16 protein-coding genes and 1 pseudogene are annotated in these 15,763 nt (G+C 63.9%); 8 read left to right on the forward strand and 9 right to left on the reverse strand.

Features of this window, described 5'->3' with window-relative positions; genetic code table 11:
• Positions 1-61: 61 nt before the first annotated feature.
• The 4 genes from NLM27_RS16340 to NLM27_RS16355 form a co-directional block, all read right to left on the reverse strand.
• Positions 62-937 (reverse strand): carbohydrate ABC transporter permease, encoded by an 876-nt coding sequence (locus NLM27_RS16340; protein ID WP_254144279.1) that lies wholly within the window; start codon positions 935-937, stop codon positions 62-64.
• A gap of 2 nt (positions 938-939) precedes the next feature.
• Positions 940-1,887: a carbohydrate ABC transporter permease gene (locus tag NLM27_RS16345; protein ID WP_254144280.1), complete on the reverse strand. Its 948-nt coding sequence runs from the start codon at positions 1,885-1,887 to the stop codon at positions 940-942.
• Positions 1,888-1,953: 66 nt separating this feature from the next.
• Positions 1,954-3,267: an ABC transporter substrate-binding protein gene (locus tag NLM27_RS16350; protein WP_254144281.1), complete on the reverse strand. Its 1,314-nt coding sequence runs from the start codon at positions 3,265-3,267 to the stop codon at positions 1,954-1,956.
• A gap of 57 nt (positions 3,268-3,324) precedes the next feature.
• Positions 3,325-4,386 carry an ABC transporter ATP-binding protein gene (locus tag NLM27_RS16355; RefSeq protein WP_254144282.1) on the reverse strand — a complete coding sequence of 354 codons (1,062 nt, stop codon included), beginning with the start codon at positions 4,384-4,386 and terminating at the stop codon, positions 3,325-3,327.
• Positions 4,387-4,595: 209 nt separating this feature from the next.
• On the opposite strand from NLM27_RS16355, the gene NLM27_RS16360 reads away from it, so the two are divergent.
• The 5 genes and pseudogenes from NLM27_RS16360 to NLM27_RS16380 all read left to right on the forward strand — a co-directional run bounded on the left by NLM27_RS16360 (position 4,596) and on the right by NLM27_RS16380 (position 9,704).
• Positions 4,596-5,696 (forward strand): LacI family DNA-binding transcriptional regulator, encoded by a 1,101-nt coding sequence (locus tag NLM27_RS16360; protein WP_254144283.1) that lies wholly within the window; start codon positions 4,596-4,598, stop codon positions 5,694-5,696.
• 122 nt (positions 5,697-5,818) lie between these two features.
• Positions 5,819-7,645, forward strand: coding sequence for an IlvD/Edd family dehydratase (locus NLM27_RS16365; protein WP_254144284.1), 1,827 nt, complete (start codon positions 5,819-5,821; stop codon positions 7,643-7,645).
• A gap of 164 nt (positions 7,646-7,809) precedes the next feature.
• Positions 7,810-8,541, forward strand: coding sequence for an SDR family oxidoreductase (locus NLM27_RS16370; RefSeq protein ID WP_254144285.1), 732 nt, complete (start codon positions 7,810-7,812; stop codon positions 8,539-8,541).
• Positions 8,542-8,558: 17 nt separating this feature from the next.
• On the forward strand, positions 8,559-9,305 hold the full coding sequence (locus NLM27_RS16375) for an SDR family NAD(P)-dependent oxidoreductase (protein ID WP_254144286.1): 747 nt from the start codon (positions 8,559-8,561) through the stop codon (positions 9,303-9,305).
• A gap of 7 nt (positions 9,306-9,312) precedes the next feature.
• Positions 9,313-9,704: pseudogene (locus NLM27_RS16380) on the forward strand (GFA family protein).
• Between the two features lie 2 nt (positions 9,705-9,706).
• On the opposite strand, the gene NLM27_RS16385 reads toward NLM27_RS16380, so the two are convergent.
• The gene (locus NLM27_RS16385; RefSeq protein WP_254144287.1) at positions 9,707-10,618 is read right to left on the reverse strand and encodes a DMT family transporter; all 912 of its coding nucleotides are present in this window, start codon (positions 10,616-10,618) and stop codon (positions 9,707-9,709) included.
• 91 nt (positions 10,619-10,709) lie between these two features.
• On the opposite strand from NLM27_RS16385, the gene NLM27_RS16390 reads away from it, so the two are divergent.
• The 3 genes from NLM27_RS16390 (at position 10,710) to NLM27_RS16400 (ending at position 12,814) form a co-directional block, all read left to right on the forward strand.
• Complete coding sequence (locus tag NLM27_RS16390; protein WP_254144288.1) at positions 10,710-11,573, forward strand: LysR family transcriptional regulator; 864 nt, start codon at positions 10,710-10,712, stop codon at positions 11,571-11,573.
• Between the two features lie 75 nt (positions 11,574-11,648).
• Positions 11,649-12,329, forward strand: coding sequence for a site-2 protease family protein (locus NLM27_RS16395; RefSeq protein WP_254144289.1), 681 nt, complete (start codon positions 11,649-11,651; stop codon positions 12,327-12,329).
• A gap of 62 nt (positions 12,330-12,391) precedes the next feature.
• Positions 12,392-12,814, forward strand: a complete 423-nt coding sequence (locus NLM27_RS16400; protein WP_254148842.1) for a hypothetical protein — start codon at positions 12,392-12,394, stop codon at positions 12,812-12,814.
• On the opposite strand, the gene NLM27_RS16405 is transcribed toward NLM27_RS16400, so the two are convergent.
• From NLM27_RS16405 to NLM27_RS16420, 4 genes are read right to left on the reverse strand one after another with little or no spacing between them, the layout of a single operon-like run.
• Positions 12,802-13,617 (reverse strand): energy transducer TonB, encoded by an 816-nt coding sequence (locus NLM27_RS16405; protein WP_254144290.1) that lies wholly within the window; start codon positions 13,615-13,617, stop codon positions 12,802-12,804. The two genes, NLM27_RS16400 and NLM27_RS16405, sit on opposite strands and share 13 nt — an antisense overlap.
• 9 nt (positions 13,618-13,626) lie before the next feature.
• On the reverse strand, positions 13,627-14,085 hold the full coding sequence (gene exbD, locus NLM27_RS16410; RefSeq protein ID WP_254144291.1) for a TonB system transport protein ExbD: 459 nt from the start codon (positions 14,083-14,085) through the stop codon (positions 13,627-13,629).
• A 3-nt stretch (positions 14,086-14,088) separates the two neighbouring features.
• Entirely contained in the window at positions 14,089-15,066 is a 978-nt protein-coding gene (gene exbB / locus NLM27_RS16415) for a tonB-system energizer ExbB (RefSeq protein ID WP_254144292.1), read from the reverse strand.
• The gene (locus NLM27_RS16420; protein WP_254144293.1) at positions 15,063-15,752 is read right to left on the reverse strand and encodes a Fe2+-dependent dioxygenase; all 690 of its coding nucleotides are present in this window, start codon (positions 15,750-15,752) and stop codon (positions 15,063-15,065) included. The genes exbB and NLM27_RS16420 overlap by 4 nt, the downstream gene beginning before the upstream one ends.
• Between the last annotated feature and the right edge of the window lie 11 nt (positions 15,753-15,763).

A 15,763-nucleotide genomic window follows, 5' to 3' on the forward strand; every position in this document is an offset into this window, starting at 1 on the left:
CCTTCTTACTTATTGGCCGGAGCGCACCGCTCCTGGTGCGCTCTCAAGGCAGGCCCCGCGATCACTCCTTCACGGCGCCGGTCATCGCCGACACATAGTACTCCACGAAGAAGGAATAAAGGATAACTACAGGGACCGAGCCGGTCAGGGCCGCCGCCATCAGCGCGCCCCAATGGTAGACGTCGCCGCTGACGAGCTCGGTGATGGCGCCGACGGGAATCGTCTTGTTCTCCGACGAGGAGATGAAGGTCAGCGCGTAGATGAACTCGTTCCAGGACAACGTGAAGGCGAAGATACCGGCCGAGATCACCCCCGGGAGCGACAGCGGCAGCGTGATCTTGACCAGGATCTGAAGCCGCGTCGCCCCGTCGATCAGCGCGCATTCCTCGAGCTCGTAGGGAATGGTGCGGAAATAGCCCATCAGGAGCCAGGTGCAGAACGGGATCAGGAAGGTCGGATAGGTTAGGATCAGCGCCAGATTGCCATCGAACAGGCCGAGCTGGAACACGATCGCCGCCAGCGGAATGAACAGGATCGAGGGCGGCACGAGATAGCCGAGGAAGATCGCAAGGCCGACATAGCGCGAACCCTTGTAGCGGAGACGTTCGATCGCATAGGCGGCGCAGACGCTGGCAAACAGCGAGATGAAGGTGGAGGACACCGAGACGATCACGGTGTTCCACATCCAGAGCGGATAGTCGGTTTCGACGATCAGCTTCTTGATGTGCTCCAGCGTCGGATGCACGATCCAGAACGGATTGTACTTCTCGTAGTCGTACATTTCCGCGTCCGGCTTGAACGTCGCGACCGCCATCCAGTAGAACGGGAACAGCAGGAAGAAGATGATCAGGCCGAGCGGAAGGTAGACGCGCAAGAACTTCCGCGGGAAGCTCTCGAGGTAGTCCATTCCGACGCTTTGGTCGTCTGCGGTCGTCATGGTCAGTCCCTCCCGCCCTGCTGCCAGCGAGAGCGCTGAAGCCCGAAAAAGCTGAGCAGGATCGCCGCGACCAGGAACGGAATCATCGCATTCGAGATCGCCGCGCCCTCGCCGAGATTGCCGCCGGTGATGGCCCGCTGGAACGACAGCGTCGCCATCAGATGGGTGGCGTTGATCGGCCCGCCCCGCGTGATGGTGTAGATCAGCTGGAAGTCGGTGAACGTCATCAGCACCGAGAAGGTCATCACGACCGCGATGATCGGCGACAGCATCGGCAGCGTGATGTGGCGGAAGCGCTGCATGTTGGTGGCGCCATCGAGATTGGCGGCCTCATAGAGCGAGGGCGAGATGGTCTGAAGGCCCGCCAGCAGCGTGATCGCCACGAAAGGCACGCCCCGCCAGATGTTGGCGGCGATGACCGACCAGCGTGCATTCCAGGGGTCGCCGAGGAAGTCGATGTACTGCGTGATCAGGCCGGCCTTCATCAGCACCCAGGAGATGATCGAGAACTGGCTGTCATAGATCCACCAGAACGCGATCGCGGAGAGCACCGTCGGCACCACGAAAGGCAGCAGCACGATCGCACGGATCATCGACTTGAACGGCAGCCGCTCGTTGAGCAACAGCGCCAGGTAAAGTCCGATCGCGAATTTCACGACGCTCGCGAACACCGTGTAGAAGATGGTGTTGAACACCGACAGCCAGAACACGGAGTCCTTGGACAGCGAGATGAAGTTCTGGAAGCCGATGTAGCGGCCCGCCCCGCCGATCTTGGTGTCGGTCATGCCGAGCCAGAAGCCAAGCGCCAAGGGATAGGCCAGAAACAGGATCAGAATGGCGATCGCAGGCACCATGAACATCGCGCCGAGAAAATTCCGGCTTTCGAATGCTCTGGTCCACAGGCTACTGCGCTTGACCTGCGCCGCAGTGGACTCGGCCATGACTGCCATGTCGGATTCCCCTCTACGAAAAGTCGCGGCGTCCGGTGAACCGGACGCCGCGGGGATTGGAGCTGATCAGACCTGGTAGTAGCGCTTGGCGCGCTCGGCGGCGCGCGATGCCGCCTGCTTCGGCGTTGCCGAGCCCGAGGCTGCCTCGGCGAACATGTCGACGACGACGAAGTCGCCCATCACGGCCGCGGAGGCATAACCGAGATCGCCGGCGAAGCCGTTGTCGCGGCAGCGCTTCAGGCAGTCACGGTACGGGGTGATCTTCGGGTCCGACGTCCAGACCGGGTTTTCGTTGTAGGCCGGGAGCGGCGGCGAGACGTAGCCGTTGGAGGCAACCTCCCAGGCGTCGTAATTCTCCTTGTCCATCATGAACTTGATGTATTCCTTGACCGCCTTCGGATACTTCGAGTGCTTGTAGCCGTAATAGACGAGCACGTTCTGCTGCTCGGTCGACACGCCCACGGGACCGATCGGCATCGGCGCGTGGTTCATGTCCTTGGCGATCTCCTGCTGCTTCGGATCGGTCGAGTTCTTGCCGACCGTCCAGATCGAGATGCCGTTCAGGGTGAGGCTGAGCTCGCCGTTCAGGAACGCCTTGTTGTTGTTGGAGTCGTTCCAGGACAACACGCCGGGGATGAAGGTCTCATAGAGCTGCTTGACGTATTCGAGCGCGGCGATCGTCTCGGGCGAGTCGATCACGACCTCGTTCTTCTCGTTGACGACCTTGCCGCCGAACGCCCACAGCGCCCACTGGCACCAGCCGTTGGCATCGCCCGTGGCGTGACCGAGCGCAAAGCCGGGCGGCGTGTTGTTCTTCTTCAGCGCCTGGCAGAGCTTGAGGAAGCCGGCGGTGTCCTTCGGGAACTCCTCGAAGCCGGCGGCTTTCACATGGCTGATGCGGTAGTTCAGGCAGCCACCGGTCGCGCCTTGGGGAATCGCGATCCAGCCATTGCCCTTCTTGCCGTACTTCTCGGCGACCGGATACCAGCCGCCATACTGGGCGCCGAGATATTGGGCGACGTCGGTCACGTCGATCAGCTTCTCCGGGAATTTGTGGGGATCATCGAGCGTGCCGATGATGAGGTCGGGACCGGCGCCGACATTGGCGGCGACCGCCGCCTTCGGACGAATGTCCTCCCAGCTCTCGGCCTCGAGCTTGACCTTGACGCCGGTCTTCTCAGAGAACTTCTTGGTCTGCTCGGCGAACTTATCGAACTCGGCCTGAATGAACTGCTTCCAGCGCAGCACGCGGATGGACGCGTTCGGCTCGGGCGTGTTGGTCCACTCCGCCGCGCGCACCGGGACGATGCCCGGGCCGGCCAGCAGCGCTGCGCCGCCGAGGCCCGCCTTGAGCACACTACGCCTGTCGAAATCGCTCATCAGTTCTCTCCCTAATTTTATATTTGTATTGGGTAGTTTTTACTTCAGTAAGCGTCGCTACATGCGCTTGCCTGTCGCCTCGTCGAACAGGTGCACCAGTGACGGGTCGGGCTTCAGCCGCACCTTGTCGCCCGGGTTGAACTGGTGGCGCTCGCGGAAGACCGCGACGACCTGTTCGCCGCCGATCTTGGCGAACACCTGCGTCTCCGAGCCCGTCGGCTCGACCACGATGATCTCGGCCTCGGCCCCGTCATCGGCGATGGTGAAATGCTCAGGCCGCACGCCGTAGACGGCGGGACGGCCGTCGGACCCTGCCGGCGCATTCTTGAGCGGCAGCTTGACGCCGTTCGGCCCCTCGAAGGTCGCAACGCCGTTGACGCGCACATGGCCCTTGAGGAAGTTCATGGCGGGCGAGCCGATAAAGCCGGCGACGAACTGGTTGTCGGGCCTGTCGTAGAGCTCGAGCGGCGTGCCCATCTGCTCGACGATGCCGTCATGCATCACGACAATCTTGTCGGCCATGGTCATGGCCTCGATCTGGTCGTGGGTGACGTAGACGGTCGTGGTCTTCAGCCGCTGATGCAGCTCCTTGATCTCGGTGCGCATGGCGACGCGCAGCTTGGCATCGAGGTTCGACAAGGGCTCGTCGAACAGGAAGACCTGCGGATCGCGGACGATGGCGCGGCCCATGGCGACGCGCTGACGCTGGCCGCCCGAGAGCTGGCGCGGATAACGATCGAGCAGCGGCGACAGTGCCAGGATCTCGGCGGCCCGCTTGACGCGCTTGTTGATCTCGTCGGAGCCGGCATTCCGCAGCTTCAGCGAGAAACCCATGTTGTCGGCAACGGTCATGTGCGGATAGAGCGCGTAGTTCTGGAATACCATGGCAATGTCCCGCTCCTTGGGCTGGACATTGTTGACGACGCGGTCGCCGATCGAGATCGTGCCGGAGGTGATGTTCTCGAGACCGGCGAGCATGCGCAGAAGCGTCGACTTGCCGCAGCCGGAGGGACCAACCAGGACGACGAACTGACCGTCCTCGATCGGTACCGTCACGCCGTGCAGGACTTCAAAATTGCCGAACGATTTTCGCACGTCGCGGATTTGCACAGACGACATCTAGCTCCCTCCTCGAAAGTCCACGGACGCCTCTTAGCGCCGCGACCGTCCTGCTTGTTCTTGTCGGACTTCACCGAACGAAGCCCGATCTTAGCGGGCGACATTGTCGGCAGTTTGTGCGGTTTTGGCAATTTGTCTTTGGTTAGTCTGTGCTGGTAGCGCTGTCAACGTTCCTTTGTTTGCGACGGTGACTGTGATAAGAGCAACAAATGGGTCGAAAACGCACCAAGTCAGGCAAAATCCGGCTGGCGGAAGTCGCCGAGCTTGCTGGCGTCAGCCCGATCACGGCGTCCCGCTTCTTCCGTAATCCGGAAGCGCTGTCGGTTGCCAAGCGGACGCGGGTCGAGAGCGCCGCCAAGGAGCTCGGCTATGTGCCGAACCTTGCAGCACGCGCGCTGGCCTCGCAACGCACCGAAGTGATCGGTGTATTGATCCCCTCGCTCACCAATAACGTGTTCTCGGACGTGCTGCGCGGCATCTATGACGCCTCCGAAGGCAGCCGCTACTCGATCCAGCTGTCCAATACACGCTACAGCATCCTCCAGGAGGAGAAGCTGCTGCGGCTGTTTCTCGCGCAGAAGCCCGCCGGGCTGATCGTCACCGGCATCGACCAGACCGCGGAATCGCGCGCGATGCTGGAGGTCGCCGATTGCCCGATCGTGCAGATCATGGAGACCGGCCCCAATCCGGTCGACATGATGATCGGCTTTTCGCACTATGATGCAGCGCGCGCGGCGGTGGCCCATCTGTTCGCGCAGGGTCACCGCAAGGTCGGCTTCGTCGGCGCGCGCATGGATCCGCGGGTACAGCGACGACTGGACGGATATGTCTCGGCCATGAAGGACGCCGCGCTGTTCGAGCAGCGCCTCGTCGTCACGACCGCGACACCGACATCGGTGACGCTCGGCGGCGCCCTGTTCACTGATCTGCTCGCGCGCGAGCCCGACATCGATGCGGTGTTCTGTGCCAATGACGACCTCGCGCTCGGCGTGCTGTTCGAATGCCGGCGCCGGGAGATTGCGGTCCCCGAGCAGATCGCGATCGTCGGATTCAACGACCTCGAATTCATGGCCTCCGCCGTCCCCACCCTCACCAGCGTGCGCACCAACCGCTACGAGATGGGGAAAACGGCCGCGACCATGCTGATCGAGGCAATTGAAGGTCGGCGGCCCGAGCAGCCGGTGCTCGATCTCGGCTTCAAGGTGATCGAGCGGCAAAGCTCGTCGTCGCGGCGTTCGGATAACAGGCCGGCCGCTTCGGGCGCCGGCGCCGCGAACAAAATGGTAGCGTTACCAAGTAGCCATGACTAGTATCGCACTTGTGAGGAAATGACCCGCCAGCGGGCCCGCAGACCATCGCTCGCGCCGCTGGGCATCGCACAAGCCGCCACATTGAAACGGACGCCAGTGCGTTTGCATTGCAGGAGAGACCAATGACAAAAAAGCCAACCAATGGGCACGCTGCCGGCAACGGCGCTCGCCGCCACCTTCGCTCGCAGGAATGGTTCAACAACCCGCATAATCCGGGCATGACCGCGCTCTATATGGAGCGGTATTTGAACTACGGCCTCACCCGCGCCGAGCTTCAGTCCGGCAAGCCGATCATCGGCATCGCGCAGACCGGCAACGACCTCTCCCCCTGCAACCGCCACCATATCGAACTCGCGCACCGTGTCCGCGAAGGCATCCGCGAGGCCGGTGGCATTGCGATGGAGTTCCCGACCCATCCGATCCAGGAGACCGGCAAGCGTCCGACCGCGGCGCTCGACCGCAATCTCGCCTATCTCGGCCTCGTCGAAATCCTCTACGGCTATCCGCTCGACGGCGTCGTGCTGACCACCGGCTGCGACAAGACCACGCCGGCCTGCATGATGGCGGCGGCGACCGTCAACCTGCCCGCGATCGTGCTGTCGGGCGGCCCGATGCTCAACGGCTGGCATGCCGGCGAGCGCACCGGCTCAGGCACCATCGTCTGGAAGTCGCGCGAGCGGCTTGCCGCCGGCGAGATCGACTATGAAGAGTTCATGGAGATCGTGGCCTCCTCGGCGCCCTCGGTCGGCCATTGCAACACCATGGGCACCGCCTCGACCATGAACGGGCTTGCCGAAGCGCTCGGATTCTCGCTGCCGGGCTGCGCGGCGATCCCCGCGCCCTATCGCGAGCGCGGCCAGATCGCCTACGAGACCGGCAAGCGCATCGTCGAGATGGTCTGGGAGGATTTGAAACCTTCGGACATCCTGACCCGCAAGGCGTTCGAGAACTGCATCGTGATCAATTCGGCGATCGGCGGCTCGACCAACGCGCCGATCCACATCAACGCCCTCGCCCGCCACATCGGCGTCGAGCTCTCGATCGACGACTGGCAGAAGTTCGGCCACGACGTGCCGCTGCTGGTCAACATGCAGCCGGCCGGCTTCTATCTCGGCGAGGAATTCCACCGCGCCGGCGGCGTGCCGGCCGTGGTGCGCGAGCTGATGAAGCACAAGCGCATCCATGAGGACGCGGTCACCGTCAACGGACGCGGCATCGGCGAGAACTGCAAGGACGCGCCGAAGCCGGACAGCGACGTGATCTGGGCTTACGACAAGCCGCTGGTGAAGGACGCCGGCTTCCTGGTGCTGAGGGGCAATCTGTTCGATTCCGCGATCATGAAGACCAGCGTGATCTCGAAGGAATTTCGCGACCGCTATCTCAACAACCCCAAAGACCTCAACGCCTTCGAAGGCCGCGCCATCGTGTTCGAGGGGCCGGAGGATTATCACGAGCGGATCGACGATGCCTCGCTCGACATCGACGAGCGCTGCGTGCTGTTCATCCGCGGCACCGGGCCGATCGGCTACCCCGGTGGCGCCGAGGTCGTGAACATGCAGCCGCCGGCGGCATTGATCAAACGCGGCATCCTGTCCCTGCCCTGCATCGGCGACGGCCGCCAGTCCGGCACCTCGGGCTCACCCTCGATCCTGAACGCTTCGCCCGAAGCCGCCGCCAATGGCGGGCTTGCGATCCTGAGGACCGGCGACAAGGTGCGCATCGACCTCAACAAGGGCAGCGCCAACATCCTGATCCCGGACGACGAGGTGAAGAAGCGCCATGCCGAGCTGATGGCGGATGGCGGGTTCAAGCATCCGGCGAACCAGACGCCGTGGCAGGAGATCTACCGCAATACCGTCGGCCAGCAATCGACCGGCGCCTGCATGGAGCTCGCGACGAGGTACCAGAACGTCGCCGGCACGTTTGGCGTAGCGCGGGATAATCACTAGAAGCCACACCGTCATTGCGAGCGAAGCGAAGCAATCCAGTCTGCCTTACCGGAAAGACTCTGGATTGCTTCGTCGCACCAGCGCAAAATTGCTCCGCAATTTTGTCGCGGGCTCCTCGCAATGACGTTGGGTTGGCTTTGGAATGAACATAAGGGAGAACGAACATGGCAGACCGCCTCAAGGGAAAGCGCGCCGTCGTCACGGCAGCGGCAGCAGGCATCGGGCGCGCATGTGCCATCGCATTCGCGCGTGAGGGTGCAACCGTCATTGCCACCGACATCAACGAGAGCGGCATTGCTGGCTTGACCAAGGAAGGCATCGCCGAGGTCGCAAAACTCGACGTCCGCAACACCGCCGACGTCAACGCTTTCGCCAAGCGCGTCGGCAAGATCGACATCCTGCTCAACGCGGCCGGCTTCGTGCATCACGGCACCATCCTGGAGTGCTCGGAAGAGGATTTTGATTTCTCGTTCGACCTCAACGTCAAATCCATGCACCGGACCATCCGGGCGTTCCTGCCCGAGATGCTGGCGGGCGGCGGCGGCAGCATCGTCAACATCTCGTCCTGCGCGGCCTTGAGGCCGCCGGCGAACCGCTACGTTTACAGCTCGTCGAAGGCGGCGGTGTCGCTGCTCTCGCGCGCGGTCGCGCTGGACTTCATCACCAAGGGCATCCGCTGCAACTCGATCTGCCCCGGCACCGTCGAGACGCCCTCGATGCTCGACCGCGCCGCCGCGCAGGGGCCGCAGGGCAAGGAGATGTTCATCTCGCGCCAGAAGATGGGCCGGCTCGGCACCGCCGACGAGATCGCAGCGATGGCGGTCTATCTTGGCAGTGACGAAAGCGCGTTCACCACCGGCGTCGACCTCGTCGTCGACGGCGGCTACATGCTCTGACGCCAAGGGCCGCCAACATGAACAAGATCGACCTCAACGGCCGCGTTGCCATCGTCACCGGCGGCGCGCAGGGCTTTGGCCGCGCCATCACCGAACGCTTCGTCGCCTCTGGTGCGAAAGTCGCGATCTGGGATTTCGATGCTGCGCTGGCCGAGAAAACCGCAAAGGAAATCGGCGACGGCGCCCGCGTGTTCAAGGTCGACGTCACCGACACCGCGGCGGTCGAGCAGGCCCGCGATGCGACGCTCGCCGCCTTCGGCAAGATCGACATCCTCGTCAACAATGCCGGCATCGCCGGCGTCAACAAGCCGGTCTGGGAGACGGATCTCGAGGAATGGCGCAAGGTGCTGCGCATCAACCTCGACGGCCCCTTCATCGTCTGCAAGGCGATCGTGCCCACCATGCTCAAGCAGAAATACGGGAGGATCGTGAACATCGCCTCGATCGCCGGCAAGGAAGGCAATCCGAACGCCTCGCACTATTCGGCGTCCAAGGCCGGCCTGATCGCGCTGACGAAGTCGCTCGGCAAGGAGCTCGCAGCGCACGACATCCTCGTCAACGCGGTGACACCGGCGGCGGCGAAGACCGCGATCTTCGACCAGATGACGCAGCAGCATATCGACTTCATGCTGTCGAAGATTCCGAAGGCGCGCTTCGTGCTGGTGGAAGAGCTGGCCGCGATGGTGAGCTGGCTTGCATCGGAGGACTGCGCGTTCTCCACCGGCGCGGTGTTCGACATCTCAGGCGGGCGTGCTACCTATTGAGGACATCATGATCCGGGAAGGCGGATGCCTGTGCGGCGCGGTGAGGTTCAAGGCGGAGGCGAGCCGCTCAATGTGCGTATCTGCCATTGCCGCCTCTGCCAGAAGGCGATGGGCTCGCCCTACTTCGCCCGCGCGCAATTCGACCAGCGCGCACTGACCGTCGAGGGCGATACCGCCCTCTACGCCTCCTCCGAGAACATCGACCGCGTGTTCTGCAAGCGCTGCGGCACGCGCCTGTTCGCCTGGCGGCGCAACGGCACGCTGGCGGGCGTCGCGCTTGCGACGTTTGACGATCGCAACGCCTTCGCGCCGAGCGAGCACATCTGGGTCTCGGAAAAGCTCGCCTGGGTGAAGCTCGACGACGGCTTGATGCAATATCAGACGACGATTCCGGCGTGACGTCAGGATCGGCCTGAAGCGGACGCACCCGCTGCCTGAGCCCCCCGGCCTGTCGTCGTCGCGATCCAGATCCCGGCAAAGACCGCGAGGATGCCGGCCGCCAGATTCCAGCGCAGCGGCTCGTTCAGCAAATAGGCTCCGACCAGCGATGCCGTGATCGGATTGACCGTCACCGAGATCGCGACGCGTGTCGGCGTCGTCCGCTCCAATGCGAAGGCCCAGAGATAGAAGGTCAGCGCCGCGCCGAAAGCGCCGAGATAGACGGCGGCGAGCCATTGCGGCGCGCCGAAATTCGCGACCGGCGCAAAGCTGCCCCGGGCGTAAGAGAGCAGGATGAGACAGGCCGCGCCTGCCGCCATGCTCATCGTGGTGAATGCGATCGGGCTGGAGCGTCGGATCAGGGGCTTCGACCAGATGCCGTACAACGCCATGCAGAGCGCCGCCGCGATCATCAAGAGATCGCCGCGCCAGGCACCAGCTGGCGCCGAGGTCAGGTCGGAGAGAAGTGCGACCGCAACGCCCAACGTCGCAATCACGACGCCGATCGATTTACGCCAGGTCAAAGCCTCAGCGCCCAGCGCAGCCCCGATCACGAGCGACAGCAGAGGCAGCGTCGACAAGGCGAGCGCGCCGCGCGCGGCGGTCGTGAACATCAGCGATGCATTGAACAGGATCGGAAACAGGGCGAAGAACAACATGCCGAGCCCAATCGCGGCGACCCAGTCCGCCCGCATTGGCCAGCGATCGCCGCGCAGCAGCGTCAGCGGCAGCAGCAGGAGAAAGCCGATGCCGAACCGGAGCGAGCCGATCGCCAGCGGATCGAGGCTACTCACGAGATAGCGTGTGGCGCCGATCGAGGTGCCGCCCAGCGCGCTCGACAGCACGGCGGCCAAAACGCCTGAAATCTCCCCCACAAACCCTCCCGTTGAACGGCTTTACAGGCAGCATAGGAGGCGCGCCGAAACAGGGAATGGAATTTTCGTGATGCCAGGATAGATTTTCGTCATGAGCGCACCCGATCTCGATCCCGACCTGCTGAAGGCCTTTCTCGCGGTCGCCGAGCACCGTTCGTTCACGCGCGCGGCCCATGCGCTCAACCGCACGCAATCGGCCGTGAGCGTCCAGATCAGGCGGCTGGAGGAGCGGCTCGGCACCAAGCTGTTTGTGCGCGCGCGGGCTGACGTCGTGCCGACGGCGACGGGCGAAGAGTTGCGCACCTATGCGCGGCGCATTCTCGCGCTCAACGCAGAGGCGGTCGGGGCACTCCGCGCACGCAAGGCCGACGCCGTGGTCCGTCTCGGCGTCATGGACGATTACGGCACCATCGTCATCCCGCCTCTGCTGGCGAGCTTTGCCAGGCACCATCCACTGGTCCGGGTCGAGATCGAGACCGGACTGACCGCGACGATGCCGGCCCGGCTCGGTGATGCCTACGACCTCGTCATCGCCATGCATCCGCAAGGATGCGGCGACGGCGAGCTATTGAGGCGCGAGCAGGCGGTCTGGGCGGCCGCCTCGTCCTATTGCGCCGCGGCGCAGGATCCCTTGCCCGTGGCGCTCTACCCGCCCGGGTGTCTGTTTCGGCAATGGGCCGCGGAGGCGCTCGACGCCGCCGGCCTGCCCTGGCGCCTCGCCTATGTCAGCCGGACGCTCGCAGCGGTCGAGACGATCGCGGCTCAAGGCCTCGCGGTGACGGTGGTGAAAGCCGGGACCCTGCCGGCGAAGCTTCGCACCCTGTCCGAGCGTGACGGCATGCCACCGTTGCCGGCGGCGGAGATCCGTCTCCACCGTGCGCGCGGGCTGTCATCCGCAAGTTCTCTCCTGGCAGATCATCTGCAACGGGCAATTTCGGAAATAGACGCCATATAACGGTAGATCGTAAAGGGTTGTGGCCCTATACGGCCTGCCTTGCAAAGCGCGGGCCGAACCGGAACGGATGAGCTGGTGAACATTTCCCTTTATGACTTGTCGGTGTGGGTGCTTCCCCTCGTGCTCGCGATCACTTTCCACGAGGCTGCGCACGCCTTCGTCGCGGACCGGCTCGGAGACAATACGGCCTCGCAACTCGGGCGGGTCAGCTTCAATCCTATCAGGCACATCGACCCTTTCGGCACGCTGATCCTGCCGGCGATGCTGCTGTTTGCGCATTCGCCGTTCCTGTTCGGCTACGCCAAGCCGGTGCCCGTGAATTTTCGCAAACTCAACAACCCCCGGCTCGACATGGTCTGGGTGGCGCTGGCCGGGCCCCTCACCAACATCCTGCTGGCGCTCGCCGCGGCCCTCGCCTTCCATGCTCTGCCGATGGTGCCCGCAAGCGCGGCGAAATGGGTTGCGGACAATCTCAAGAATGCGCTCATCATCAACGCGATCCTGGCAGTGTTCAACATGATGCCGATCCCGCCGCTCGACGGCGGGCGGGTGGCGGTCGGGCTGCTGCCGCGGCCCCTCGCCTTGCCGCTGGCCCGGCTCGAGCCGTTCGGTATGTTGATCCTGATCGGCCTCTTGATCCTGCTGCCGCTCGCGGGTTCGCAGTTCGGTCTAAATCTTGATGTTATCTCAGCAATACTGCGAACGTTGACCGGTTATGTGATTCAGGCTGTTCTCTTCCTGACCGGCAATGCGTAGTTGACGGCGACACCCGAACACAAGCCGAAGGGCCAGAGGCCGACTTGGTCAAAGCTGCCGATATGCTGATCGCGCGACGCGCGGATACCCGCGCCCGTGCGGATTTTGCCACCTGGAAGATGATGGCCAAGCTCAACGGCGCGTCCGCGCTGCCTCCCGAGGCTCAGGAGTTCCTTGCGAGCTACAAGAACCTGCTGGCGCAGATGAGCGAGGGCGAAGCCACCGAGGTCACCATCGGTGCGATCTACAAGGCCTACTATGCCGAGATGGGCGGTGCGGGAACCCCGCCCGACGTCCGCCCCCGCCCGAGCGAGCCGGCGGCGGACAATGTTACCGCCTTCCGTCGCCCGGCGCCGAAGCCGAAGAAGGCCGTCTCGTTCGGGCCGGCGGCATTCGCTGGAACCCAGAAACGGCCGCTGCCGGTGGCCCTGATCTTCGCCTGCCTGGTCGTGGTCTATGTCGGGATCCGGCTCTACTGGCGCTGAGCCGTCTTCTTCTTTTTCTTGGCGTCCGGCGGCGTGAAGATGATGTCGACGGTGCGCTCGAACCGATCCTCAGTCAGCCCGGCCGGCGGCTGCGGGATCGGATCGGACTTGCGGACAATCGAGACTGCGGCCGCATCATAAGCCGCATCCCCGGACGACTCCACGACGTCGACCGAAAGCACGTTTCCTCTGCGATTGATCGCAAAGCTCACTTTCACCTTCTGATTGTTCGGCTCCTTGCCCTCCGGATTGACCTTGTGGGCCGTGAGGTGCGCGCTGATCTTGCGGTTCCAGTCCGCCGTGATCCTCAGGATGTCCTTGCCAAGACCAAGCACCGGCGCCAGGGCCTTCTCCGCCTCGCGCGCGTCTTCATCGAGTGTCTGCCGTGCCGTCGCAACTGACGCCGGCGATGCCTCGGCAGCGGGTGTCTCGATGGCCGCGATCTTCGGATCCTCCTCTTCCGGCTTCTTCGAGATGTTTTCAGTGACGACCCGATCGGGATCTTCGACCTCTTGCGACTGATCCTTTGGCAGCTCGGTTTCCTTGGTCTCGGCCTTTTGCTCGGGAAGCGCCTGTTGCTCCTGCATCGCTTCGCTGTCAGGCCCCGGCGGAAGGTCGGTTTCGGGCGCCTTCGGCGAAGCCATCTCGACGGCGAACTCAGCGCCGGCCGCACCCAGACCATCGTCGTCGTCGTCGGCGCGCAGGTGCGCCAACGCGAGCGCGGCGCCACCCAGATGGAGCGCGAGCGCGGCCACCGCCGCCAGGATCCAAAGCTTCCGGGATGGTCTGGGTTCGTTCGACATCGTGCGCCTCTAAGGCTGAGCGGCGCCTGCCGCAGGTGCCCCCGGAGCGCCTTCCAGCGCGACCAGCTTCACCCGCGTGTAGCCGCCCGAGCGCAAGAGCTCCATGACCCCCATCAACTCGCCATACGGCACCGAACGATCGGCGCGCAGGAAGACATACTTGTCCTTGCTCATGTCGGACATGCTGTCGAGAGTGCCGATCAACTCGACCCGGTGGACCGGGTTCTCTCCGATCGCAAGCGTCAGATCCGGCTTGATGCTCAGGTAGGTCGGCTTGTCCGGCTTCTTCTGCGGCGTCGCGCTCGACGTCGGCAGATCGATCGGCAGGTCGACGGTCGAGAGCGGCGCTGCAACCATGAAGATGATCAGCAGCACCAGGATGACGTCGATGAACGGCGTGACGTTGATTTCATGCGTTTCCGAGAAATCGTCGTCTTCGCCGTCGTTGTCTGCGAGCGAAACGCCCATGGTTCACTCCGCTGCGCGCGAATGCACGCTGCCGTGGCTGCGGTCGAGATCGCGCGACAGCAGCCGCCCCGCCGCACCGGAAGCGCGGCTGACGAGCTCGAGATAGCCTTTCGTCACGCGTGCGAAATGGTTGTAGATGATGACGGCGGGGATCGCCGCAACGAGACCGATTGCGGTGGCGAGCAGCGCTTCGGCGATGCCGGGCGCGACCACGGCGAGGTTCGTGGTCTGGGACTTCGAGATGCCGATGAAGCTGTTCATGATGCCCCAGACCGTGCCGAACAGGCCGACGAAAGGCGACGTAGAGCCGATGGTCGCGAGCACGCCCATGCCGATGCGAATGCGGCGCTGTTCCGCGCGCACGATCTCTTGGAAGCTCGAGGCCGCGCGCTCCTTGATGCCGGCATCGCTGGACAGCCCGGCCGACATCCGCGCCTCTCGCAGCGCCGCCGCCAGGAAGGACGGCAGGATCCCTTGCTTGGCTCCGAGCGCCATCTGGGCTTCCGCGAGCGAGCGTGCCTCTGCGGTCTTCTTCAGCGCCGAACGCAGCTTCGTTGAAGCGACCGACACTTCGATCGACTTGGCGATGAAGACGGTCCAGGTCACCAGCGAGGCAAAGGCGAGCCCAATCATCACCGCTTTCACGATGACGTCTGCCGACATGAACATTACCCAGGGCGACAATTCCTTCATGGCCGGCGCGACAGCGGCCGCCGCATCGGGCTTGGCCGTCGTCGGAACGGTGGCCGAGGGGGACGCAGCCGGAGCTGCAGGCGCGGTTGCCGTCGAAGCCGCGGGCGCCGGCACACTAGGCGCGGTGGCCGCTGGCGCGGCCGGAGCCGGACCGGCCGGAGCCGGCTGAACCACAGGTTGCGCCGGTGCCGAGGGGGTTTGTGTCTGGGCGGAAACAGGAGATGCGAGCCAGGCGGCCGCCAGCATGGCAGCTGCGGCAAGGCTTGCTTGGAATGACATGATCTTCATACTTCGGCCCAGTAGCGAATGAGGTTGTGATAGATACCCGTCAATTTGACCGTTTCGGGATCGTCGCGCCCGAGCCGTTCCACCAGCGCCTGAATCGCGGTGTCGAGGTCAAAGATCATGCTCCGGGCGTGATCGTCCCGTATCATGCTCTGAAGCCAGAAGAAAGATGCAACCCGCGTTCCCCTCGTCACCGGCGTGACGAGATGCAAGCTGGTCGAGGGATAGAGCACGCAGTCCCCGGCTGGCAACTTCACTTCGTGCGAACCGTAGGTGTCCTCGATCACAAGTTCGCCACCGTCGTACTCTTCCGGCTCGGTGAGGAACAGCGTGACCGACAGGTCTGTGCGGATGCGAAGGCCGGTCAGACGATCTCCGCGGATCGCATTGTCGACGTGCAGGCCGAAATGGTGGCTGCTGCTCGCCGCATAGCGGTTGAACAGCGGCGGGAAGATCTGGAGCGGGATTGCCGCAGCGAGGAAGCGCGGGTTCGACGTCAGCGCCGAGATGATGCGGTTGCCGAGCTTGCGCGCGACCTCGCTGTCCGGCGGCAATTGCTCGTTGCGCTTGACCATCGCCGACTGCGCGCCAGCGGTGGAGCGGCCATCCTCCCACTCGCTGGCGTCCATGACGCGGCGGAAATCCGCCACATCATCCTTGCTGAGAACGTTTTCAATGCATGTCAGCATGAAACTCGTTG

The sequence above is a fragment of the Bradyrhizobium sp. CCGB12 genome, from assembly GCF_024199845.1.
In the GTDB taxonomy this organism is placed as follows: domain Bacteria; phylum Pseudomonadota; class Alphaproteobacteria; order Rhizobiales; family Xanthobacteraceae; genus Bradyrhizobium.